The sequence below is a fragment of the Streptomyces sp. NPDC057697 genome, from assembly GCF_042799335.1.
Lineage (GTDB): Bacteria > Actinomycetota > Actinomycetes > Streptomycetales > Streptomycetaceae > Streptomyces.
Window position 1 is genome coordinate 631,195 of sequence record NZ_JBHVJA010000003.1, and the last position, 22,948, is coordinate 654,142.

Annotated in this window: 18 protein-coding genes and 1 pseudogene; 11 read left to right on the top strand and 8 right to left on the bottom strand. The window is 70.8% G+C overall.

The window, feature by feature from the left end; translation table 11 throughout:
- The first annotated feature begins 55 nt into the window (after positions 1-55).
- Positions 56-844, top strand: coding sequence for an NUDIX hydrolase (locus tag ACFVFH_RS12675; RefSeq protein WP_383766432.1), 789 nt, complete (start codon positions 56-58; stop codon positions 842-844).
- An 88-nt stretch (positions 845-932) separates the two neighbouring features.
- A complete protein-coding gene (locus ACFVFH_RS12680; protein WP_383766435.1) occupies positions 933-2,138 on the top strand; it encodes a MarP family serine protease in 1,206 nt (401 codons plus the stop codon).
- A 528-nt stretch (positions 2,139-2,666) separates the two neighbouring features.
- Here ACFVFH_RS12680 and ACFVFH_RS12685 read toward each other — a convergent pair.
- From ACFVFH_RS12685 to ACFVFH_RS12710, 6 genes are all read right to left on the bottom strand, one after another.
- Entirely contained in the window at positions 2,667-2,870 is a 204-nt protein-coding gene (locus ACFVFH_RS12685; RefSeq protein WP_383766437.1) for a hypothetical protein, read from the bottom strand.
- Between the two features lie 106 nt (positions 2,871-2,976).
- Positions 2,977-3,981 carry an alpha/beta fold hydrolase gene (locus tag ACFVFH_RS12690; RefSeq protein ID WP_383766440.1) on the bottom strand — a complete coding sequence of 335 codons (1,005 nt, stop codon included), beginning with the start codon at positions 3,979-3,981 and terminating at the stop codon, positions 2,977-2,979.
- A 305-nt stretch (positions 3,982-4,286) separates the two neighbouring features.
- Positions 4,287-4,820: a phage holin family protein gene (locus ACFVFH_RS12695; protein WP_383766442.1), complete on the bottom strand. Its 534-nt coding sequence runs from the start codon at positions 4,818-4,820 to the stop codon at positions 4,287-4,289.
- 48 nt (positions 4,821-4,868) lie between these two features.
- The gene (gene nhaA / locus ACFVFH_RS12700; protein WP_383766445.1) at positions 4,869-6,278 is read right to left on the bottom strand and encodes a Na+/H+ antiporter NhaA; all 1,410 of its coding nucleotides are present in this window, start codon (positions 6,276-6,278) and stop codon (positions 4,869-4,871) included.
- Between the two features lie 330 nt (positions 6,279-6,608).
- The gene (gene acs, locus ACFVFH_RS12705) at positions 6,609-8,606 is read right to left on the bottom strand and encodes an acetate--CoA ligase (protein ID WP_383766447.1); all 1,998 of its coding nucleotides are present in this window, start codon (positions 8,604-8,606) and stop codon (positions 6,609-6,611) included.
- 191 nt (positions 8,607-8,797) lie between these two features.
- On the bottom strand, positions 8,798-11,821 hold the full coding sequence (locus tag ACFVFH_RS12710; RefSeq protein ID WP_383766450.1) for a SulP family inorganic anion transporter: 3,024 nt from the start codon (positions 11,819-11,821) through the stop codon (positions 8,798-8,800).
- 290 nt (positions 11,822-12,111) lie between these two features.
- Here ACFVFH_RS12710 and ACFVFH_RS12715 point away from each other — a divergent pair, with 290 nt between their 5' ends.
- Positions 12,112-13,581, top strand: a complete 1,470-nt coding sequence (locus tag ACFVFH_RS12715; RefSeq protein ID WP_383766452.1) for a hypothetical protein — start codon at positions 12,112-12,114, stop codon at positions 13,579-13,581.
- A 214-nt stretch (positions 13,582-13,795) separates the two neighbouring features.
- Here ACFVFH_RS12715 and ACFVFH_RS12720 read toward each other — a convergent pair whose 3' ends face one another.
- The gene (locus tag ACFVFH_RS12720; protein WP_383766455.1) at positions 13,796-14,791 is read right to left on the bottom strand and encodes an ATP-binding protein; all 996 of its coding nucleotides are present in this window, start codon (positions 14,789-14,791) and stop codon (positions 13,796-13,798) included.
- A 102-nt stretch (positions 14,792-14,893) separates the two neighbouring features.
- Here ACFVFH_RS12720 and ACFVFH_RS12725 point away from each other — a divergent pair, with 102 nt between their 5' ends.
- Positions 14,894-15,718 carry an oxidoreductase gene (locus ACFVFH_RS12725; protein WP_383766458.1) on the top strand — a complete coding sequence of 275 codons (825 nt, stop codon included), beginning with the start codon at positions 14,894-14,896 and terminating at the stop codon, positions 15,716-15,718.
- A 671-nt stretch (positions 15,719-16,389) separates the two neighbouring features.
- Here the strand turns inward: ACFVFH_RS12725 and ACFVFH_RS12730 are convergent.
- Positions 16,390-17,229, bottom strand: a complete 840-nt coding sequence (locus ACFVFH_RS12730) for an HAD family hydrolase (protein ID WP_383766461.1) — start codon at positions 17,227-17,229, stop codon at positions 16,390-16,392.
- 565 nt (positions 17,230-17,794) lie between these two features.
- On the opposite strand from ACFVFH_RS12730, the gene ssd reads away from it, so the two are divergent.
- From ssd to ACFVFH_RS12765, 7 genes and pseudogenes are all read left to right on the top strand, one after another.
- The gene (gene ssd / locus ACFVFH_RS12735) at positions 17,795-18,856 is read left to right on the top strand and encodes a septum site-determining protein Ssd (RefSeq protein WP_383766464.1); all 1,062 of its coding nucleotides are present in this window, start codon (positions 17,795-17,797) and stop codon (positions 18,854-18,856) included.
- Positions 18,853-20,001: a TadA family conjugal transfer-associated ATPase gene (locus ACFVFH_RS12740; RefSeq protein WP_383766467.1), complete on the top strand. Its 1,149-nt coding sequence runs from the start codon at positions 18,853-18,855 to the stop codon at positions 19,999-20,001. Before ssd ends, ACFVFH_RS12740 begins: the two co-directional genes overlap by 4 nt.
- A gap of 32 nt (positions 20,002-20,033) precedes the next feature.
- Positions 20,034-20,879, top strand: coding sequence for a type II secretion system F family protein (locus ACFVFH_RS12745; protein ID WP_383766469.1), 846 nt, complete (start codon positions 20,034-20,036; stop codon positions 20,877-20,879).
- Positions 20,876-21,682: a type II secretion system F family protein gene (locus ACFVFH_RS12750; protein WP_383766471.1), complete on the top strand. Its 807-nt coding sequence runs from the start codon at positions 20,876-20,878 to the stop codon at positions 21,680-21,682. The genes ACFVFH_RS12745 and ACFVFH_RS12750 overlap by 4 nt, the downstream gene beginning before the upstream one ends.
- A gap of 83 nt (positions 21,683-21,765) precedes the next feature.
- Entirely contained in the window at positions 21,766-21,966 is a 201-nt protein-coding gene (locus ACFVFH_RS12755; RefSeq protein ID WP_383766474.1) for a DUF4244 domain-containing protein, read from the top strand.
- A 106-nt stretch (positions 21,967-22,072) separates the two neighbouring features.
- The gene (locus ACFVFH_RS12760; RefSeq protein ID WP_383766476.1) at positions 22,073-22,435 is read left to right on the top strand and encodes a TadE family type IV pilus minor pilin; all 363 of its coding nucleotides are present in this window, start codon (positions 22,073-22,075) and stop codon (positions 22,433-22,435) included.
- A gap of 278 nt (positions 22,436-22,713) precedes the next feature.
- Positions 22,714-22,935 (top strand): annotated as a pseudogene (locus ACFVFH_RS12765) (Rv3654c family TadE-like protein); the annotation flags it as partial.
- Positions 22,936-22,948: the final 13 nt, after the last annotated feature.

The window sequence follows — 22,948 nt, forward strand, 5'->3', positions numbered from 1 at the left end:
CCGGGACGGCGGAACGAAATGTGTGACCAGAGGCGTTGTGAGACGAGGGGTGCCTATGAAGACGCATGAACAGAGCACGGAAGCGGCAGCCGCGCCCACGGCGGGACACCCGGCGGCGGTCAGTCCCGCGGCGGCGGTCAGGGCGGCGGCCGCCGCCGCGGGAGCCGGTGAGGACGCCGCGATCGCCGTCACCACCGAGGGGCTGCCCGCCTGGCTCGACCCCGTGGCCCACGCCGCGCGGACGGTCGAGCCCGACCAGCTCAGCCGTTTCCTGCCCCCGGAGAGCGGCGCCGGGCGGCAGTCCGCCGTGCTCATCCTCTTCGGCGAGGGCGACCGCGGTCCCGAGCTGCTTCTCATGGAGCGGTCCGGAAGCCTGCGTTCCCATGCCGGTCAGCCGTCCTTCCCCGGCGGCTCCCTGGACCCGGAGGACGGCGACCAGGCGACGACGGGGCCGCTCAGGGCGGCCCTGCGCGAGGCCCGGGAAGAGACCGGTCTCGACCCGCACGGCGTCCAGATCTTCGGCGTGCTGCCCCGCCTCTACATTCCCGTGAGCGGCTTCGTCGTGACGCCGGTCCTCGGCTGGTGGCACTCGCCGAGCCCGGTCGGTGTCGTCGATCCGGGTGAGACAGCCCGGGTCTTCACCGTGCCCGTGGCGGATCTCACGGATCCGGCCAACCGCGCGACCGCGGTCCATCCGAGTGGCCACCGAGGCCCGGCATTTCTGGTCGAATCGGCCCTGGTGTGGGGCTTCACGGCCGGAGTGATCGACCGCATTCTGCATTTCGCGGGCTGGGAGCGCCCCTGGGACGCGGCCAAGCAGGTGCCGCTGGACTGGCGCGCATGACAGGCTGACTTCCGTGCTGCGCTGTCCGGCCCCGCCCGGACCCAGCCGTGGGAACGGGCCCGGCGACGAATCTGCGAGGCTATAGACGGTGAACGTGCTGGACATGCTGCTGCTGGCCGGCGCCGTGTGGTTCGCGGTCATCGGCTACCGACAGGGGTTCGTCGTCGGCATCCTGTCGGTGATCGGGTTCCTGGGCGGCGGCCTCGTCGCCGTCTATCTGCTGCCGCTCCTGTGGGACCAGCTGACGAACGGCTCGGAGGTCTCCTCGACGGCCGCCGTCGTCGCCGTCGTCATCGTGATCGTCTGCGCCTCGGTGGGCCAGGCATTCACCACCCATCTCGGCAACAAGCTCCGCCGGTACATCACGTGGTCGCCCGCGCGCGCCCTCGACGCCACCGGCGGCTCCCTGGTCAACGTCGTCGCGATGCTGCTGGTCGCCTGGCTGATCGGCTCCGCGCTGGCCGGTACCTCGCTGCCGACGCTGGGCAAGGAGGTCCGCAGCTCCTCGGTCCTGCTCGGTATCTCCCGGGTGATGCCCGCACAGGCCTCCACCTGGTTCACGGACTTCTCCTCGGTCCTCGCGCAGAACGGCTTCCCACAGGTCTTCAGCCCGTTCGCCAACGAGCCGATCACCGAGGTCCAGGCGCCGGATCCGGCGCTGGTGGGCAGCCCCGTCGCGGCCCGCGCCCGGCAGTCCATCGTCAAGGTGGTCGGTACGGCCCCGAGCTGCGGCAAGGTCCTCGAAGGCACCGGCTTCGTCTTCTCCGACCGCCGGGTGATGACCAACGCGCATGTCGTCGGCGGCGTCGACGAGCCGACCGTCCAGATCGGCGGCCAGGGCCGGCTGTACGACGCGAAGGTCGTCCTGTACGACTGGCGTCGCGACATCGCCGTGCTCGACGTACCGGACCTCGACGCGAAGCCGCTGAAGTTCACCGACCCCGACCACGACGCCCGGACGGGGAACGGCGCCATCGTCGCGGGCTTCCCGGAGAACGGCGCGTACGACGTGCGCGCCGCGCGCGTCCGGGGCCGCATCGACGCCAAGGGCCCGGACATCTACCACCGGGGCACCGTCCGCCGCGATGTCTACTCGCTCTACGCGATGGTCCGTCAGGGCAACTCCGGCGGACCGCTGCTGACTCCTGGCGGCGAGGTGTACGGCGTCGTCTTCGCCAAGTCGCTCGACGACCCCGCCACCGGCTACGCGCTGACGGCCGACGAGATCCGCCAGGACATCGAGCACGGCCGCTCCGCCAACCAGCAGGTCGACAGCCAGGCGTGCGCACTCTGAGGCGGGTGCGGCGGCCGTGACACGTACCGCGTCAGACGTGATGCCTGCCCCGTAGACGTGACACGTACCGGACGGTCGCGACGCGTACGTGGCGGTCGTGACAGCTGTCCGGCGGACGTGACACGTACCGGACGGCTGTGGCATGTGCGCGGCGGTCGTGACGCGTACCTCGTCAGGCGTGACGCCTGCCCCGTAGTCGTGACACGCACCCGGCGGGCGGCCGTGACGCGTACGTGGCGGCCGTGACACCCGTCGGCCTGCGGACTCCTGGTCGACTCCGGCAGGAGGTGAAAGCCGCCCGGCGGAGACGTGACGCCCGCCCGGCAGGAGTGGCGCCTGCCCGGTCAGGAGCGGCAGGGACCGGCTGAGGAGCCGGACACCACAGGAGCCGGGCACAGACAGAGGCACCGACAGAAGCCGGGCACCGGCAAGAGCCGGGCGTGGCGCGGCTCCGCCCGGCAAGGCGGGGAAGAGCCGGGAGGAGTCCCGCCCGGCCGGTGATCATTCACCGGCCGACCGGGATGGAGATCATCCGCGCGGATGCCGCAGCCGCGCCGAGACCCAGCGGGCCCGACGGCGCAGAATGCGCGGAATACCGAGCCGGGGATCATGCAGAACACGCATATCGTGCACCCGGCCCTGAAGGCCGCCCCCCTCATGAGTGCTCAGACCCGCCGTGGCGGTCGAGCGTCGGTTTCGTGCTGTGTCACCGAAGTCGTGCGTCCAGCCCATACCGGGACGTCTGCCCGTGCCTCATGGTCGGTAACCGCCCATCCGTCAGCCAATTGGCCTATGCGCCAGGCACTTGGCTGTTCGTCGGACAACTGTGCCCTTACCGCTACCGGTCGGGCTCGGGATCCTTGAGCCAACTGATGAGTTCGGCCGAGAAGCCGGCCGGATCCTCCTCGTGGGGGAAGTGCCCCAGACCGTCGAAAAGTCGCCAGCGGTACGGCGCTTCGACGTACTCGCCGGATCCGGCCGCGCTGCGCGTACGGATCGCCGGATCGAGTGAACCGTGCAGATGCAGCGTCGGTACCCGTACCGGGAGTTTCATCCGCCGGTTGAACTGGATTCCGTCCGGGCGGGCGAGGGAGCGCACCATCCAGCGGTACGGCTCGATCGAACAGTGCGCCGTCGACGGGATGCACATCGCGCGCCGGTAGACGTCCACCGTCGCGTCGTCGGGGAAGTCCGGGGTGCGGGGGCCGGCCCATTCGCGGATCAGCCGACCGGCCAACGCGGCGTCGTCGGCGACGAGCTGACGCTCAGGCACCCATGGGCGCTGAAAGCCCCAGACGTACGAGCCGGCCCGGGTCTGCGCGAAGTCGGAGAGCATCGAGGAGCGCCAGCGGCGCGGGTGCGGCATCGAGGAGACCACGAGCCTGCGCACCAGCTTCGGCCGCATCACCGCGGCCGTCCAGGCGAGATAGCCGCCCAGGTCATGGCCGACCAGCGCCGCGTCCGGTTCGCCGAGCGAGCGGATCACGCCGGTGATGTCGAGCGCCAGGTTGGCGGGGTCGTAACCCCGGGGCGTACGGTCGCTGCCGCCGACCCCGCGCAGATCCATCGCGACGGCCCGGAAACCGGCGTCGGCCAGTGCGGTGAGCTGATGGCGCCAGGTCCACCAGAACTGCGGGAAGCCGTGCAGCAGCAGTACCAGCGGCCCCTCGCCGAGCTCGGCGATATGGAAACGGGCGCCGTTGGCCGCCACGTCCCGATGCGTCCACGGCCCCTCGATCCGCACGGGTCCGCCGGGGCCGACCGGGGCCGCCTGACCGTCGCGGGCCACTCGACCGTCATGGGCCGCCTGACCGTCGCGGGCCGCCCGGCCGTCACTGGGCATCGGGCTGTCACTGGGCGTCGGGCTGTCCGAAAGTGCCGGGCCTGGAACCGTCGAGTCGCACGAACCCGTCGAGTCGCACGAACCCGTCGAGTCGTGCGATCCCGTCGAGTCGTGCGAACCCGTCCGTTCTGGCCGCCTCGTCCCGCCGTCCGAGTCTCTCCGGCCGTCCGCACCCGTCCGGCCGTCCCTGGCCGTGAGGGCTGCCCGGTCTTCCGGGGCTGCGGGATCCGCCCGGCCTTCCGGACCTGCGGGGTCTTCCGGGCCTACGGGGCCTACGGGGCCGAATGCGCTGGAATCGGGGACCGTCATGTGGACGAGCGTGCCACAGCGGAGCTCTTGTCCTGGACCGGAGCCTTCTCCACCGCCTTGCCCGCCAGCGTGCTGCCCGAGACGGCCGGACGGCTCGTTCCGGCCCTGACGGCGGGCCGCGGGTGCGGCTTGACGCCCTGGAGCACGGCCGCCGTCCGCTTCGCCGAGGCGATGGACTTCTCCGGCGGCTTCAGCTTCTTGAACTTGAGCCAGCCGATCAGCCCCAGCAGAAACGCCAGGATGAAGTACCCGCCCGCCACGATCAGGAACGACCGCGCCAGGCCCATTCCCAGGTGGTGGATCCCGTAGGCGGCCGCGAAGCTCAGCATCGGCATCATGAACAGGAGCAGCACGGCGGCGATGATCATCACCACGCTGCCGATCGCCCCGCGCTTGACGTCCTGCCGTACCTCGGCCTTGGCCAGGGCGATCTCGTCGTGCACCAGTGCGGACATCTCGGCTGTCGCCGAGGCGACCAGCTGCCCGAGACTGCGGTCGGCGCTGCCCGCGTTGTTGCCGGGGTCGCTCATCCCTGACTCCCTCTCCTGCTTCTGCTGCTCAACACATCTGGTGTCAGATCATGCCGGACTGTCCGGCTCACTGCGCGCTGCCCCCGCCAGTTGGGCAAGGCGGCGGTGCTCGGCGGCCTTCTCCTCGTGGATCGCGGCCATCCGCAGGTGGTACTCCGGATCGTCCTGCTCGTAGACGTCGGGTACCCCGTCCTGGTCCTCGTCGAGCTCCTCCGCCTCGTGCAGCGTCCGGTATCTGCGTACCCGGAGTTTGAGCAGGACACAGGCGAACACGGCGGCCGTCAGGGAACCGACCAGCACGGCGGCCTTGATCTCGTTGATCGTGTCCTCGTCGCCGGTGAAGGCCAGCTCACCGATGAGCAGCGAGACGGTGAAGCCGATTCCGGCGAGTGCGGCGACCGCGAAGACGTCGGCCCAGGCCAGGTCCTTGTTGAGCTCCGCCTTGCTGAAGCGGGTGGCCAGCCACGTACCGCCGAAGACGCCCAGGGTCTTGCCGACGACCAGGCCCAGCACGACACCGAGCGTCTCGGGCCGGGTGAAGACGTTCGCCAGCGCGCCGCCGGAGAGGGAGACACCGGCCGAGAAGAGGGCGAACAGCGGCACGGCGAAACCGGCCGACAGCGGGCGGACCAGATGCTCGATGTGCTCGCCGGGCGAGTGGGTCTCGCCTTCCCGACGGGTGCAGCGCAGCATCAGACCCATGGCGACACCGGCGATCGTGGCGTGGATGCCGCTGTTGTACATCAGGCCCCAGATGACCAGGGCGAGCGGTACGTAGATGTACCAGCCGCGCACGTTCTTGCGCAGCAGCAGAAAGAAGACGGCCAGTCCGACGAAGGCGCCGAGCAGGGCCATGAAGTCGATCTGCTCGGTGAAGAAGACCGCGATGATCAGGATCGCGAAGAGGTCGTCGACGACCGCGAGGGTCAGCAGGAAGGCGCGCAGCGCGTTCGGCAGCGAGGTCCCGATGACCGCGAGTACGGCGAGCGCGAAGGCGATGTCGGTGGCGGTGGGGACGGCCCAGCCGCTGGTCGAACCTCCGCCGACCACGTTCACCAGGGTGTAGACGAGAGCCGGGACCGCCATTCCGCACAGCGCGGCGACGACGGGGAGGGCGGCCGCCTTGGGGTCGCGCAGCTCGCCCGCGACCAGTTCCCGCTTGAGTTCGACGCCCGCGACGAAGAAGAAGACCGCGAGCAGCCCGTCGGCCGCCCAGTGCGCCACCGAGAGGTTGAGCCCGAGCGTCTCCGGACCGAAGTGGAAGTCGCTGACGGCCCGGTAGCCGGAGTAGAAGGTGTTCGCCCACACCAGGGCGGCTATCGCGGCGACCAACAGGATGACGCCGCCGACGGTTTCGGTGCGCAGGGCCTCGGCGAGGTGGTTCCGCTCGGGGAGCGAGATCCGCCCGAGAAAGGTGCGGCGGGAGGGGGGCACGGGGGCAGGGGTGGGCGCGGCCACGGGTGGAGACCTCCGGGTCGGTACGGCAGCGATGGCATGGCTGATGCACTTGCCGACCAGACTTCCCGGCACCCCTGTGAAGTTTTCTTATTGCTTCATTGACGCACTTGCCACTGTACCCGGGGTGCGCGGGGCTGTATCCGGTGATCTTCACCTTAAATGCCCGAGGGGCATCCGGCGCGTTGCCGGATGCCCCTCGGGGACGTACTGCCGCCTGCTCGCTGCCAGCCTGCCGCCCGCTCGCTGTCAGCGCTCGGGACCGTGACCGTTCCCCTGGACCGCGAGTGGTGTCGGTCCTCGGCGGCGGCGATCAGGCCCCGGCGCCCGCGATCAGTCCTCGGAGGAGGACGACGGGAGCTGGGTCTGGATGAGGTCCATCACCGAGGAGTCGGTGAGGGTCGTGACGTCTCCCAGCTCGCGGTTCTCCGCGACATCGCGCAGCAGCCGCCGCATGATCTTGCCCGACCGGGTCTTCGGCAGCTCGGCGACCGGCAGGACCCGCTTCGGCTTGGCGATCGGGCCGAGCGTGGCACCGACGTGGTTGCGCAGCTCGGCGACGAGCTCGTCGGAGGCCTCGGCCGTGCCACGCAGTATCACGAAGGCGACGATGGACTGGCCGGTCGTCGCGTCGGCGGCACCGACGACGGCCGCCTCGGCGACCGAGGGGTGCGAGACGAGCGCCGATTCGACCTCGGTGGTCGAGATGTTGTGCCCGGACACGAGCATCACGTCGTCGACCCGGCCGAGCAGCCAGATGTCGCCGTCCTCGTCCTTCTTGGCGCCGTCGCCCGCGAAGTACTGGCCCTGGAAGCGCGACCAGTAGGTGTCGATGAAGCGCTGGTCGTCGCCCCAGATGGTGCGCAGCATCGACGGCCACGGCTCGGTGAGGACGAGGTAGCCGCCCCCGCCGTCCGGAACCTCGTTGGCCTCGTCGTCGACGACCGTGGCCGCGATACCGGGCAGGGCGCGCTGGGCGCTGCCCGGCTTCGTCTCCGTCACGCCCGGCAGCGGCGCGATCATCATGGCGCCGGTCTCGGTCTGCCACCAGGTGTCCACGATCGGGCACTTGTCGGCGCCGATGTGCTTGCGGTACCACATCCACGCCTCGGGGTTGATCGGCTCACCGACCGAACCGAGGACCCGGAGGCTGCTCAGGTCGAACTTGGCGGGGATGTCGTCACCCCACTTCATGAACGTGCGGATCGCGGTCGGCGCGGTGTAGAGGATCGTCACGCCGTACTTCTGCACGATCTCCCAGAAACGCCCCTGGTGCGGGGAGTCGGGCGTGCCCTCGTACATGACCTGCGTCGCGCCGTTGGCCAGCGGTCCGTAGACGATGTACGAGTGGCCGGTCACCCAGCCGATGTCGGCGGTGCACCAGAAGACGTCGGTCTCCGGCTTGAGGTCGAAGACCGCGTGGTGGGTGTACGCCGCCTGCGTCAGATAGCCGCCGGAGGTGTGCAGGATGCCCTTGGGCTTACCCGTCGTACCGGAGGTGTAGAGGATGAAGAGCGGCTGCTCCGCCTCGAAGGCCTCGGGGGTGTGCTCGGCGGACTGCCGACCGGTGATCTCGTGCCACCAGACGTCACGGCCCTCGGTCCACGCGGTGTCCTGGCCGGTGCGCCGGACCACGAGGACGTGCTCCACGCTGTCGATGCGCGAGACGGCGTCGTCGACGGCGGGCTTGAGCGCGGACGGCTTGCCCCGGCGGTAGCCACCGTCGGCGGTGATGACGACCTTGGCGTCCGCGTCCTGGATGCGGGCGGCGATGGCGTCGGCCGAGAAACCGCCGAAGACCACCGAGTGCGCGGCGCCGATGCGGGCGCAGGCCAGCATCGCGATGGCGGCCTCGGGGATCATCGGCAGATAGACGGCGACCCGGTCGCCCTTGCCGACCCCGAGCTCGATGAGCGCGTTGGCGGCCCGGGAGACCTCTTCCTTGAGCTGTGCGTAGGTGATGGCGCGGCTGTCGCCGGGCTCGCCCTCGAAGTGGATGGCGACCCGGTCGCCGTTGCCGGCCTCGACGTGGCGGTCCACGCAGTTGTACGCGACGTTGAGCTTGCCGTCCGCGAACCACTTCGCGAAGGGCGGGTTGCTCCAGTCGAGCGTCTCGGTCGGCTCCGTGGCCCAGGTCAGGCGACGGGCCTGCTCGGCCCAGAAGCCCAGCCGGTCCGCCTCGGCCTGCTCGTACGCCTCCGCTTTGACGTTGGCATTGGCGGCCAGATCGGCAGGCGGTGCGAACCGCCGCTCCTCCTTGAGCAGATTGGCCAGGCTTTCGTTGCTCACGACATCTCCCATTCCCAGGGTGTCCGTTGTGTCCCGGGGCATAGCTCATCAGGCCAAAGGCCGGGTGACAAGTGTCTGCCCGGAATTGGTTTAGACCTGTGTCTCGTGTATGGAGGCACGGGTCCCGCCCTCCGCGTGTGGTGCGACGCGATGCCGAGCAGCGCGGTGCGGTGCGACGCGGTGCGACGCGGGGGCAGGACCACAAGGTCTCACGGACCCGGGGCGATAGCGGTTCAGATGCCGACGCGTTCCAACTCGCCGGAGCCGGTGGGGTCGCCGGGACCGCCGGATGTGCCGGATGCGCCGGATGCGCCGGGGCTTGCGGGGCCCGGGGGATCGCTGGGGCCGATGGGATCGCCGAGCCCGGCAGAGGTCTCGGAGTCGCCGGGGCCCACGCGGTCGAAGACCTCGTCGAGCTCCAGCCCGCTGCTCGCACCCTCGGTCAGGAGATAGGCCTGCGCCTCGCCCACATGGAAGTACATGCCGTGCAGCCGGAGCGTACCCTCGTCGAGCCGCCGCGCCACCGATTCGTGTGCCCGCAAATGGTCCAGCTGCTGCACCACATTGGTGAGGCAGAGCTGCTCCAGCGCATCGGTCGGCAGCCGCCCGGAGATCCGGGCCCAGGCATGGTGCCGGGACGCCATCCTGTCCAGGCTCGGCAGCCCATGCCTCAGCCACCGCCAGAGGGACGACGGCGGGGTCTGCGGGTCCGGTTTGGCGCCAAGCAGTGCCTGCATCGCTCCGCAGCCGGAGTGCCCGCAGATGGTGATGGACTCCACCTTCAGTACGTCCACCGCGTATTCGATCGCCGCACCGACCGAGTCGTCACCCGACTCGGCGTTCGGCAGGGGCACCAGATTGCCGATGTTCCGCACGGTGAACAGATCGCCCGGACCACTTGCCGTGATCATGCTGGTGACCAGGCGGGAGTCCGCGCAGGTGATGAACAGCTGGGAAGGCCGCTGGCCCTCGGCGGCCAGGCGGGCCAGCTCCTTGCGCACCAGGGGAGCGGTGTTGCGCTGGAACGAACTCAGGCCGCTGATCAGCCGATTGCCTCCGGCCGGGCGGGGGCCGGCGGAGGACGGACCGGTAGGCCGGGCGGGGGAGCGGGGCAACGAGGGGGCCGGGGAGCGGCCCGGAGCGGCACCCGGATCCGAGGAAGGGGCCGAACCGGGGGTGGATGCGACCGGGGAGATGGGGGTGGAGGCGGGAGTGGGAGTGGGAGCGGGGACGGAGGTGCCGTGGGGCATCTCGTGGAGTGCGCCGGCGGGATCGGTCCCGGGGTGGGCTTGGGGGCCCGTTGCGCCGGTGCCGCGAACGGTGTCGGCGAAGGGGACGCTGGTGCGGTGACCCGTGTCGGTAAAGGGGGCGCCCGGATTGGGAGGGGCGGCGTCGGGGGTGTGGAGGGCGCCGGGCGTACGGACGGGTTCGTCATGGCAGTGGTGGTTGCGCCAGGGCGTCCAGGGGCGGCAGCAGGAGTGGGAGGCCGAGGTGGGCTCGGCGATTCTGCCGCCGGACCTGCCGGTGAACACGACCCTGCCACCGTGCGCGGCCTGGACAGTGCTCCAGTCCTGGATCGCCTCGTACGCGGCATGATCCATGAAGAAGCCGTCCAACTCGACGACCGCGTTCCCCTCCTGGGGCAGCTGGCCGAGCGTACGACTGAGCCGGGGCACCGCGAGGAACGTCAACTGCCCCCGTACGACGACCAGATGCTCGCCGTCCTGCTCGGTGACCGTGATCCTCGTCCGGGCCAGCCGGTGGAGGGCGACCGCGACCGCCACCGCGATGCCGATCGCCACCCCCTTGAGCACGCCGAAAAGGACCACGCCGGTGATCGTCGCCCCGTAGACCAGGACTTCGCGGTGTCTGTGGACGTTGCGGATATGGGCGAGGCTCACCATCCGGATGCCGACCATCATCACCAGCGCGGCGAGCGCGGCCAAGGGGATCCACTCCAGGACGGTGACCAGCAGCCCGGTCGCGAGCAGCACCCAGACACCATGCAGCACGGTGGAGGCACGCCCCTGTGCCCCTGCACGTACGTTCGCCGAGCTGCGCACCGCGCCGCCGGACACGGCCAGCCCGCCCACCAGCCCGGACAGGGTGTTGGCGATGCCCTGGGCGCGTAGCTCGCGATCGAGGTCGGCACGTCTGACGGGTGGCGCGGGTGGTGTGGGTGGCTTGGGTGGCGCGTGTGGCTCGGGTGACGCGGGCGGCGCGGACGAAGTTGGTGCGCTGGACGATCCGAGTGGCGCGGGTGATCTGAGTGATCCTGGGGAGCCGGATGGCGTGGCCGGTGGCGGTGGCGGTGGCGGTGGTGGTGAGGCCGAGGCCGAGTGCGAGGATCTGGGCGAAGGGGAGGGCGCAGGCGCCGCCGACAGCTTGTCCACCGCCATCGCGGCGAGCAGCGACTCCAGGCTGGCCACCAGCATCACCGTGAACACGGCGGTGGCCAGGGCGAGTACGGGGCCGTGCGGCATCTCCGGCAGGACGTGCGAACGCCAGGACGGCAGGTCGACCCGGGCGATCCCGGGGGCGGCGAGCGCGGCGACCGTCGTAGCGGCCACCACTGCTGCCAGGGCGGCCGGGATCCGTCGCACCCCGCTGCCGATCCGGCCCGGAATCCGGGGCCACAGGGCCAGGACGGCGATGGTCAGCACACCGATGAGCGGGGCGGCCGGACTCAACCGGCCCAGCTGGTCCGGCAGAGCGAGGGCGTTGGCGACGGCGGAGCTCTGCGGGGAGCCTCCAAGCACAATGTGCAGTTGGGCGAGCGCGATGGCCACGCCGATCCCGGCGAGGGTGCCGTGGACGATGGCGGGGCTGACGGCGAGGGCGCTGCGCGCCGCCCGCAGCGAGCCCAGCAGGATCTGAAGGAGCCCGGCACCGATGGTGATCGCGCAGGTGGTGCGCCAGCCGTAGGTCTGGATCAACTCGGCTGTGACCACGGTCAGTCCGGCGGACGGACCGCTGACCTGGAGTGGGGTGCCGCCGAGCAGACCGGCGACGATGCCGCCGATCGCGGCGGAGATGAGACCGGCTTGCAACGGGGCGTCCATGGCGACGGCGAGGCCGAGCGACATGGGTACGGCGAGCAGGAAGACTGTGATCGAGGCGGACACATCGGCGCCCGCGATACGGAATCGTCCACCGCGCGATGGCGGCGGGCTGTGTGGTCGCTTGATTCCCGAGGCGCGTGGTGGGCGCGAGTTACGGGAAGTGCGGTTGTGACGAGTGGGTACGCAGGCAGACATGATTCCCGTCTCCTCCGGGGCAGCGCGGTCGCGGAATGTGGGGACGCGGCCGTGGGTCACGGCTTGCAGCGGCGGGACTTTCTCAACTCTCAGTAAATAGATCGTAATGGAGAGTAAATATCTCTGTCCATGCTTGGGGTCAAATGAGCGGGTTGACCACCCATTCCAGTGAATAAGCATCTTTTCATTCGGCCTGTCGTGCTGATCCGACGGAGCCGTGTGCGAACTTGGCCGCGCCGTGTCGGCACTTCGACGCGAATGACCCGCAGCAGGGAAGAGGTGGGCGGATGATGGCCGCCACGACGGGAGCCGCCGCGAAGAGAGCGGCGACGAAGAGAGCGGTGACGGAGAGGTGCACAGCGAAGAGGGCCGGCGCGGGCCGGGCCGTCCTCGGCGTCGTGGCCGTCGCGCTGACCGCGGGAGTGGCCGGCTGCTCGTCCGGTCCCGGGCCCGGCCGCGGAGTCGGAGGATCGGAGGCGGCGAAGCCGGTTTCCGGGACGAAGGAGAAGGCCCCGCAGGCCGCCCCCAAGAGCGTCTTCCGGCTCATCGGTGACGGTTCCACCGCCTTCACCGGCAATCAGCCGAAGCAGCCGGTGGCCAAGCGACTCGCGCCCGGTGAGAAGCCCCCGCAGTTCGTGGTTTTCTCCTGGGACGGCGCGGGTGAGGACGGCCAGAAGCTGTTCTCGCACTTCCGCGAGGTCGGCAAGAAGTACCACGCGAACATGACGTACTTCCTCAGCGGCGTGTACATGCTGCCGGAGAACAAACGGGAGCTCTACGACCCGCCGAAGCACAACGCCGGCAGCTCCGACATCGGCTTCAACGACACCGAGGGAATCCGGAACACCCTCACCCAGGTACGCGGGGCCTGGGAGGACGGCAATGAGATCGGCACCCACTTCAACGGTCACTTCTGCGGCCCCGAAGGCGGCGGCACCTGGTCCGTCGACCAGTGGAAGAGCGAGATCGGCCAGGCCAAGTCCTTCGTGAAGAACTGGAAGACCAACGCCCCCGGTCTCGACGGGGAGAAGCCGCTTCCGTTCGACTACGACAAGGAACTCATCGGCGGTCGCACCCCCTGCCTCGAAGGGCGGAAGAACTTGGTGGCCGCGGCGCGGTCCATGGGCTTCCGCTACGACTCCAGCGGGGTCAACGACCAGGTCTGGCCGAAGAAGAAGGCCGGCATCTGGGACCTCTCGATGCAGCTCGTCCCCGTACCGGGCCGGGAGTTCGAGACCCTCTCGATGGACTACAACTTCATGTTCAACCAGTCCGGCACCACGACGCAGGGCGACCCGGGCATGCACGCGTACTGGGGCAACCAGATGCGCGACGGCCTGCTCCAGGCCTTCGACCGCTCGTACGACGGCAACCGCGCCCCGTTGATCATCGGCAACCACTTCGAATCCTGGAACGGCGGCACCTATATGCGTGCGGTCGAGGACACCATCGCGACGGTCTGCACCAAGAAGGGTGTGCGCTGCGTGTCCTTCCGGCAGCTGGCCGACTGGCTCGACGCGCAGGACCCGGCGACGCTGGCGAAGCTCGGCACCCTCGACGTCGGCCAGGCGCCCGAGAAGGGCTGGACCGCGTTCCTCGGCGGAGCGAAGGATTCCGTGACAGGTCGGGCGGCGGGCGCCGACAAGGCCCATATGGGGTCGGACGCCGCCAAGGCCCATGCAGGGCCCGGCGGCGACAAGGCTCACGCGGGCTCCGGCGCCGACAAGGGCAGCCGGACGCACGGCAGCCCGGACCGATGACCGCGCCACGCCGCTGAGCCGTGCCGCCTTTCGGCCCTGGCCAGCACGTCATGTGCCCGGACAGGCCGACAGGCCGGGAGCAGGGCCTGGCGTCGGGCGCCGGACGGGCCGTCGGGCGCCGGACGGGCCGCAGCGGCGAGTCCGTCCGGCGCTCCATGACGCAAGAGCAGTGGCTCCCGCGCGGAGTACGGGAGCCCTCCGGAGGTGCACGGGCTCAGGCGGGCTGAGCGGCGCCGTCCTGCGCGTACTGCTCGTCGAGGACGAAGGCGGGGTCGACCTGGGCGGCCAGATCGGCGCCCGTCTTCTCGTTGCCCCAGCTCTCCGCGTTCTTCAGGTGGAAGTGCACCATCTGCCGGGTGTAACGCCCCCAGTCGCGCTGCTCGTAGGAGTCCTCCGCGGCGTTCTGCAGTGCCTGAAGGGCCATCCGGTTGTCCGCCTCCAGGAGCTCGAAGCGGTTGGGGCGGCCCTTCTCCATCGCCCGTACCCAGTCCGAGTGCCCGACGCTGACCAGCAGGTCCTTGCCCACCTCGGCGCGCAGGAACTCCAGATCGTCCTCGCCCTGCACCTTGTTGCCGATGACCTTCAGTGCGACCCCGAAGTCCCGCGCGTACTCCTTGTACTGGCGGTAGACGGAGACACCCTTGCGGGTCGGTTCGGCGACCAGGAACGTCATGTCGAAGCGGGTGAACATCCCCGAGGCGAAGGAGTCCGAACCCGCTGTCATGTCAACGACGACATAGTCGTCGGGGCCGTCGACGAGGTGGTTGAGGCAGAGCTCGACCGCGCCGACCTTGGAGTGGTAGCAGGCCACTCCCAGATCCGACTCCGTGAACGGCCCGGTGGCCATCAGCCGGATCTCCCCGTCGTCGAGCCGGACCGTGCGGGCGCACGCGTCGTAGATCGGGTTGTCCTCGCGGACCCGCAGCAGCCGAGAGCCCTCGCCGGGCGGAGTCGTCTTGATCATCGTCTCGCTGGAGGCGATACGGGGATTGCTGCCGCGCAGATACTCCTTGATCAGAGGCAGGTGCGCGCCCATGGCGGGCAGCGCGGCGGCTTCCTGGTCGTCGAGGCCGAGCGCGGCCCCCAGGTGCTGGTTGATGTCGGCGTCCACCGCGACGACATGGGCTTCATTGGCTGCGAGGTGTCGGATGAAGAGCGAGGACAGCGTCGTCTTGCCGCTGCCGCCCTTCCCCACGAAAGCGATCTTCATGTTCACCTAGGGTAGCGGTGCGATCGCGGTGCGCTGTCGCACTTCGTGAAGAAGACCACTCACGGGCGGTATCGGCCCGGGGGGCGCGTAGCCTCGCTACTTATGAGTACGACTGCCTCTGATCCGCTTTCCGCCCTCGGCGCCCTGCCGGGTGTCGCCGACGCGGTGGACTCCGTGCGCAAGGCCGTCGACCGGGTCTACGGTCACCGTGTCATGCGGCGCCGCAGCAACGAGGTGACCGCGGAGGCGGCACTGCGCGGCGCCCGTGGCTCGGCGGCCCTGTCGGGCGCCGACTGGAATCTGGAGGAGGTGCGCCGACGCACCGACTTCAGCGGAGACGGCGAGGCGCATGTGATCGGGGCGGCCCTGAGGCTGACCGCCGAGGCGGGTCAACTGCTCTCCATCTGGCGGCAGTCGCCGCTGCGGGTGCTGGCGCGGCTGCACCTGGTCGCGGCCGGCGGGGCGGCGCCCGACGACGCGGTCGGACGGCCGAGGCTGGCGGGCGAGCCGGTCGACGAGCCGCTGATCGAGGCGTCGCTGCCGGACGCCGATGAGGTGGCGGGTCGGCTCGAAGGGCTTTCCGGGCTGATTCTCTCGGGCACTTCGGCTCCCGCGCTGGTGACGGCGGCTGTCGTGCACGGCGAACTGCTGGCCCTGCGCCCGTTCGGCTCGTACAACGGTCTTGTCGCACGGACCGCCGAGAGGATCGTGTTGATCGGGAGCGGTCTCGACCCCAAATCGATCTGCCCCGCCGAGGTGGGCCATGCCGAACAGGGGCGGGCAGCGTATCTCGCGGCGTTCGAGGGTTACCTGTCGGGGGCGCCGGACGGGATGGCGGCCTGGATCGCGCACTGCGGACGCTCCGTGGAGCTGGGCGTCAGGGAGTCGACGGCGGTGTGCGAGGCGCTGCAACGCGGAGCCGCGTAACCGGAGCGGGGCGGGTTCCCGCGCGGAGCCGTGTAACGGGCGTGCGGGCCGGGCTCCTGTGCCGCGACCGACCGGCCGGTCGGGCACCCGCCGGGGGCGGGTGCCGGGGCGGCGCCGTGTGCGCCGAGGCGTACGTGGGGCGTGCGCGGGGTGCGTGTTTCGGTGAATTCACCGAAGTAACTTCATTGCGGTAACTTCGCCGAATTGTCACCATCGGCCGTCTTCGTCGCGGGCTCTTCGCCACGTCGTCCTGGCCGCGTCGTCTTCGCCGTACGGCCTTCGTCGCGGCCCGCTCACTGCCCTGCAAAGGGTTGCGGCGGTACCGTTTTCGGTACCGCCGCTGGCATGTCTACCCAGTTACCATGCGTCCTCGGTATTCGCCCATCAGGTCGGGGTGCTTTGCCCGTTACCTGGTGCGGCTGGCCCGTAATCGACGGGTCGACGTCGCGTGGGTGCTCGGTTTTCATGCTCGGTCCGTGGGGCCGTCTCTGCGTTACAGGTAATCCTCTCGGATGTCCTTGGTCTCGCGGGCCGTTGAGTCATTTGTACTCCAGCACCGAGATGAGCGGTAGTGCTGGCCCCACTTCTTTACTTTTAGGTTCAATTACGGGCGAGTTGGATAATTTCGACACGGGGCGAGCCCTGGTGTGCCGTTGCTGTCCAGGGGCGCGTCAGGCGGAGCCCGCGGCGGCCCGGCGACGTGAGGTGTACCAGACCAGTCCCGCCGTGACGGCGGCCGCGCCCACGGCTGCCGCCGCGACCAGCGCCGGACGCGGTGGCAGTGAGAACGCGGGCAGTCGCTGCTTGAGCCGGACCGGTCGGTCGAAGACGAGAATCGGCCACTCGCGCAGGGTCGCTTCACGGCGCAACGCGCGATCCGGATTGACCGCGTGCGGGCGACCGACCGACTCCAGCATCGGGACATCCGTGGCGGAGTCGCTGTAGGCGTAGCAGCGCGAGAGGTCGTATCCCTCCGACACCGCGAGGGCCCTGATCGCCTCGGCCTTGGTCGGCCCGTACGCGTAGTACTCGACCTCGCCGGTGAAGCAGCCGTCGTCGCCGACGACCATTCGGGTGGCGACGACCCGGTCGGCGCCGAGCAGCTCGCCGATCGGTTCGACGACCTCGGCGCCCGAGGTCGAAACGATCACGACATCGCGTCCGGCGGTGTGATGCTCCTCGATGAGCGTCGCGGCTTCGTCGTAGATGATGGGGTCGATCAGATCGTGCAGGGTCTCGGCGACGATTTCCTTCACCTGCTGGACGTTCCAGCCCTTGCAGAGTGCGGAGAGATATTCCCGCATCCGCTCCATCTGGTCGTGATCTGCACCCCCGGCAAGGAACACGAACTGTGCGTACGCAGTGCGCAGTACAGCGCGGCGGTTGATCAGCCCGCCTTGGTAGAAGGACTTGCTGAAGGTCAGCGTCGAAGACTTCGCAATGACCGTCTTGTCCAGGTCAAAGAAGGCGGCTGTGCGCGGCAAGAAGCGGTTTTCCACAAGGCAGAGCATAGGGGGACACCATTCGGCGTAAACTCTGGCGCGTGGGTTTGCCTGAGAAGGCTCTCGGGTACACCATGGAAGTCACGGATCGTTCGCGACCGTGCTAACCCGGTCCGGCTCCTCCCCCCCCGAGTCGGCCGTGGGGACGACCCCCGCTCTCCCCCCCGGCGGGGGTCGTCGCATGTCCGGACGCGTTTCTGTCGTTCGGAATCAAGCATTCTGCCTCCTTCTCGGCCGCGACGGCCCACTCCTCGTGCCGCCCGCATCCCTCTCGCTCGTCACAGTGTGTAGCGGAAGTGCTGCGCTCCGGAAGTCGCTGGTATGGGCGACGGAGTTATTCACAACGGCGGAGTTGTCCACAGTTTTCGAGCAAGATCCACAAGATTTCCCGAACCGCTGCACGGTGATTCCAGCCGCGAAGTCCGCGGGTTGCGGAATCGCCGATCCCGGAAACGTTCCGAGATCACGCGAACCGCGATGAAGGTGCAGTGAGAAGGGGGTGGAGATCGTGGCCGAGCCCCTCGCATGTGATCGTCCGCCGGCCGCCGGAGCGCGGCGGGGCGGACCGTTGATCGTGACCGAGGACGTGGAACTGCTCGACGATCTGCTGCGGCTGTGCGCGGCAGCCGGGGCGGAACCGGAAGTTCATCATTCGTTGCCCGAAAACAGAGGCGGTTGGGAGCAGGCTCCGATGGTTCTCGTGGGCGACGATGCCGCCCAGCGGTGCCGAGGAGCGGTGCGCAGACGGGGCGTGATGCTCGTCGGCCGGGGCCAGGACGCCCCGGACGTATGGCGTCGTGCTGTGGAGATCGGGGCCGAATATGTGCTGAGGCTGCCCGATTCGGAGGGCTGGCTGGTCGACCAGATCGCCAACGCGGCGGAGGGCGTGGGCCGCCCGGCGCTCACCGTGGGGGTGATCGGCGGCCGGGGCGGCTCGGGCGCCTCCACACTGGCCTGCGCCCTCGCGGTGACCGCGGCCAGGGCCGGGCGGCGGACCATGTTGATCGACGGTGACCCGCTCGGCGGAGGCATCGACGTGCTGCTCGGAGGCGAACGGGCCGAGGGAATGCGATGGCCGGATTTCGCCCATTCCAAGGGGCGGGTCGGCGGCGGGGCGCTGGAGGAATCGCTGCCCGCGCTGCATGGGCTGCGGGTGCTCAGCTGGGGCCGCGACGACTGGGTGGCCATCCCGCCGCAGGCCATACGGGCTGTACTGGCCGCCGCACGCCGGCTCGGCGGGGTGGTGGTCGTCGATCTGCCGCGCCGGGTCGACGAGCCGGTGGCCGAGGCGCTCGCGCAGCTGGATCTCGGGCTGCTGGTGGTTCCCGGTGAGCTTCGCGCGGTCGCGGCAGCGAAGCGTGTGGCGGCGATGGCCGGGATGGTCCTTGAGGATCTGAGGGTGGTCGCTCGCGGCCCGTACGCGGCGGGCCTCGACGAGCAGTGGGTGGCACAGGCGCTGGGGCTGCCGCTCGCCGGCGAACTCCCGCTCGACGCCGGGCTGTCGGCTGCCCAGGACGGCGGTGCGCCACCGGGTGGCAGCCCGCGCGGTCCGCTGGCCAGGTTCTGCGCGGCGTTCTGGGAGCGGGCACTCGCACCGGAGGGTGCGGGGGGACGCGTCGCCGGGGGTGCGTCATGACGGAGACCCTGCTCGATGCCGTACGGCAGCGGCTCGCGCAGAGCGGCACGGCGCCGACACCGGCCGGAGTCGCGGCCGCGCTGCGTGCCCAGGGAAGGCTGCTCGGGGACGCCGAAGTGCTGGGAGCCGCCGACGAGCTGCGGGGCGAGCTGGTCGGGACCGGGGTGCTGGAGCCGCTGCTCGCCGATCCGGTGGTGACGGATGTGCTGGTCTCGGCGCCGGACCGGGTGTGGGTGGACCGGGGCAGCGGGCTCGAACTCACCGGGGTCACCTTCGCGGACGCGGCCGCGGTGCGCAGGCTGGCCCAGCGGCTGGCAGCCGTGGCGGGGCGGCGGCTGGACGACGCCCGTCCCTGGGTGGACGCGAGACTGCCGGACGGCACCCGCATGCATGCCGTGCTGCCGCCGGTGTCCGTCGGCTCGACGTGCCTGTCGCTGCGGGTGGTGCGGCCCAGGGCCTTCTCGCTGGCAGAGCTGGTCGCGGCGGGAACCGTGCCGCCGGGCGGTGACCGGATGCTGCGGGCCCTCGTGGAGGCCCGGGTCTCCTATCTCATCAGCGGCGGGACGGGAGCGGGAAAGACGACCCTGCTGTCGAGTCTGCTGGGCGCGGTCGGGCAGCGGGAACGGATCGTACTGGCCGAGGACTCTGCGGAGTTGCGACCGGACCATCCTCATGTGGTGCGCCTGGAGTCGCGCCCCGCCAACCAGGAGGGAGCGGGGCGGGTGACGCTCCGGGACCTGGTGCGGCAGGCGCTGCGGATGCGGCCCGACCGGCTGGTGGTCGGAGAGGTACGGGGCGCCGAGGTCACCGAACTCCTGGCCGCGCTGAACACCGGCCACGAAGGCGGCTGCGGGACGGTCCACGCCAACGCCGCCGAGCATGTGCCGGCCCGTCTGGAGGCATTGGGGACGGCGGCGGGGCTGGACCGGACGGCGCTGCACAGCCAGTTGGCGGCCGCGCTGTCGGTGGTGGTCCATCTGGTGCGGGACCGGACCGGGCAGCGGCGGATCGCCGAGGTGCAGGTCCTGGAGCGGGACGCGGCGGGGCTGGTGGTGACCGTGCCCGCGCTGTGCTGGGGCGCCGACGGATTCGTGCGGGAGCGGGGCTGGGAGAGGCTGCGGTCGCTGATCGGGGGTGCGGGGTGAACGGGGGCGCGGCGTCGGAGGTGCCGGTGGGCATGAGCGCGACGGTGGCCCTGTGCGTCGGGGCGGCGGCCTGGCTGGTGATGGCGCAGGACCACGGGCGGCGCAGGGCCCGGGTGCTGTTCGTCGACGGGGCGGTCCGGTCGCCGTTGCGGGCGCGCAGGGAGCGGGCCGGGGCGTGGGTGCGGGAGTGGTCGGGGGAGCGCCGGGAATTGCTCTGTCTTCCGGTGGCGCTGGTCGTCGCCGTGCTGGGGAAGTCGGTGTTGCCGCTGCTCGCGGGTGCGCTGGCGGTGCCGCTGGTGTGGAGGTGGCTGCGGAGGCGGGCCAGGGGCAAGGAGCGTGAGCGCGGGGCGGCCGGGGTGGTCGCGCTGTGCGCCGCGGTCGTGGGTGAGCTGCGGGCGGGGCAGGAACCGGGCCGGGCGTTGCTCGTCGCTGTCCGTGGCACAGGCGTGCTGGGGGCGGCGGAGGCCAGGGTTTCCGCGGCGGCACGGTTCGGCGGTGATGTGCCGGGGGCGCTCGGGCAGGCGGCACGTGAGCCGGGGCTGGACGGGCTCGCCGGGGTCGCGGCCTGTTGGCGAGTGGCAGCCGATGGCGGGGCGGGACTCGCGGCGGGCCTGGACCGCCTGGAAGGCGCGTTGCGGGCCGAGCAGCGCAGACGGGAGGAGTTGCGGGCCCAACTGGCGGGCGCCTGGTCGACGGTGGCGGTGCTGGCGCTGCTCCCGGTGCTGGGACTGGGCCTGGGGGCGGCGCTCGGGGCCGATCCGTTACGGGTGCTCCTGCACACCCCGGCCGGACTGGGCTGCCTGGCGACGGGCGGGCTGCTGGAAGCGGCCGGGCTCTGCTGGGCCGCCCGGATCGTACGGGCGGGGGAGGAGCCGTGAGCCCGGTGACGGGGGAAGCCGTCCACCAGGTGGCGGTCGTGTGCGCGGCGGTGAGTGCGGCCGTCTGTACGGCCCTTTCCCTGGTAGGGGTGCGACGGGGGCGGGCGGTGCGCCGCCGGGGCGCTGCGCTGTTGGCGATCGGCTCGCGGAAGCGGCGGCGGGGGCCCGGCCGCGGACAACGGGTACCCGGCGCCCGGACGAAGGAGCTGGTCGCGCCACTGGGCGCCGTGGCGGTCGGCTGGGTCCTGATCGGCGGCCTTCCGGGGTGCGTGGCGGGACTGGCCGGGGCGTACGGCGCCTGGCGGTGGCAGCGGACCCGACGCAGGCACGGGTCGGGCGCCGGCATTGCGGAGATGGCAGAGGCGGCACGTCAGCTCCCGCTGGCAGCCGACCTGTTGGCGGCCTGTATCTCCGCCGGAGCGGGCCCCCTGGAGGCGGCGGAGGCGGTGGGGGAGTCGCTCGGCGGGCCGGTCGGCATGGGCCTGGCGAGGACGGCCGTGGAGATCCGCCTCGGTGATGAACCCTCGGCCGTCTGGGGGCGGTTCGGGGAGATACCGGGTGCGGGTGCGCTGGCCCGCTGCCTGGACCGTGCGGGCTCGACCGGGGCTCCGGCGGCGGAGCCGGTGGCGCGGCTTGCCGAGGCGATGCGGGCCGAGCGTGCGAGTGCGGCCGTGGCCCGGGCCCAGCGGGCGGGCGTGGCGGTGACCGCCCCAGTCGGGCTCTGTTTTCTGCCCGCGTTCCTGTCGGTCGGGGTGGCCCCGGTGGTGATCGGTCTGGCGACCGGACTGCTCTCCACCGGATGACCGAAAAGAATCAGTAAAAATCCATTCAATATGAATTAAGGGTTCCAAGAGGAATCCGATGAGGAATTCCACGGGGGGTCGGAATGATGCAGCGGATCAAGGGCTGGGTGCGGGGCATGGCGCGCCGAGTCCGGTCGGACAACGGAATGACGACATCCGAATACGCGGTGGGGACGATCGCGGCCTGCGCGTTCGCGGCGGTGCTCTACAAGGTGGTCACCAGCCAGCCGGTCATGTCCGCATTGCAGTCACTGTTGAAGGGCGCGCTCGATGCGAAGTTCTGAGAGCGACGCCGTGGCGTGTGCCGAAAGCCGTTCCGGCACTCGGGGCGTGAGAACAGGGGGCGGGAGAGCAAGGGACGGGAGAGCGGCGGGCATGAAAGCGGAAGGCATGAGAGCCGGGTTGGGGAAGGACCGGGGCGCGGTGACGGCGGAAGCGGCCATGGCGGTTCCGGTACTGGTGGTGTTCGCGCTGGCGCTGGTCTGGGCGCTGATGGCCGCCTCGGCCCAGATCCGGTGTGTGGACGCGGCGAGGGCCGGGGCGAGGGCGGCGGCCCGTTCCGAGCCGGAGCCCGAAGCGCTGGAGGCCGCCCGTTCGGCGGCACCCGAGGGGGCCGAAGTGGCGATGGAACGGACCGGGGAGCTCTGGCGGGTACGGGTGGCGGCGTCGATGCCGGGGCCGGGCCCGCTGGCCCTGACGCTGCACGCGGAGGCGGCGGCGTCGGCCGAGGACATGGTGGGGGCGACGCGGTGAGCGGGACGGATGGGCGGAGGCGCGTGGCCGCCCTCGCACGGCCGCGTACGGCCGTCCTCGCGCGGTCGCGTACGGCCGTCCTCGCGCGGTCGAGTGCAGCGGTTTCCGGGCGGTCGTGTGCAGCGGTCTCGATGCGGTCGCTGACGGCCCTTCGTGGGCGGCGGCGGGGTGCGGAGACCCTTCTGCGGCTGGGTGCTGCGGTGCTGGTGCGGCTGCGTGGGGGCAGGGAGGCGGCAAGGACGGAGCGGGACAAGGGGTTGGCCACGGTGTGGGTGGCGATGACCACGGCCACGCTGTGCGCGGTGTTCGCGGTGGTGCTGGCCCTCGGGCAGGTGGTGGTCGTTCGGCACCGGGCAGGGGGCGCAGCGGACCTGGCGGCCCTGGCCGCGGCCGATCGGGCCCTCCAAGGCCCGGGGGCGGCGTGCGGGGCCGCCGAGAAGGTGGCCGCCGCGCAGGGAGCCGTGGTGGTCCGGTGTGCGGTGCTCGGAGAGGTCGCCGATGTGACGGCCCGGG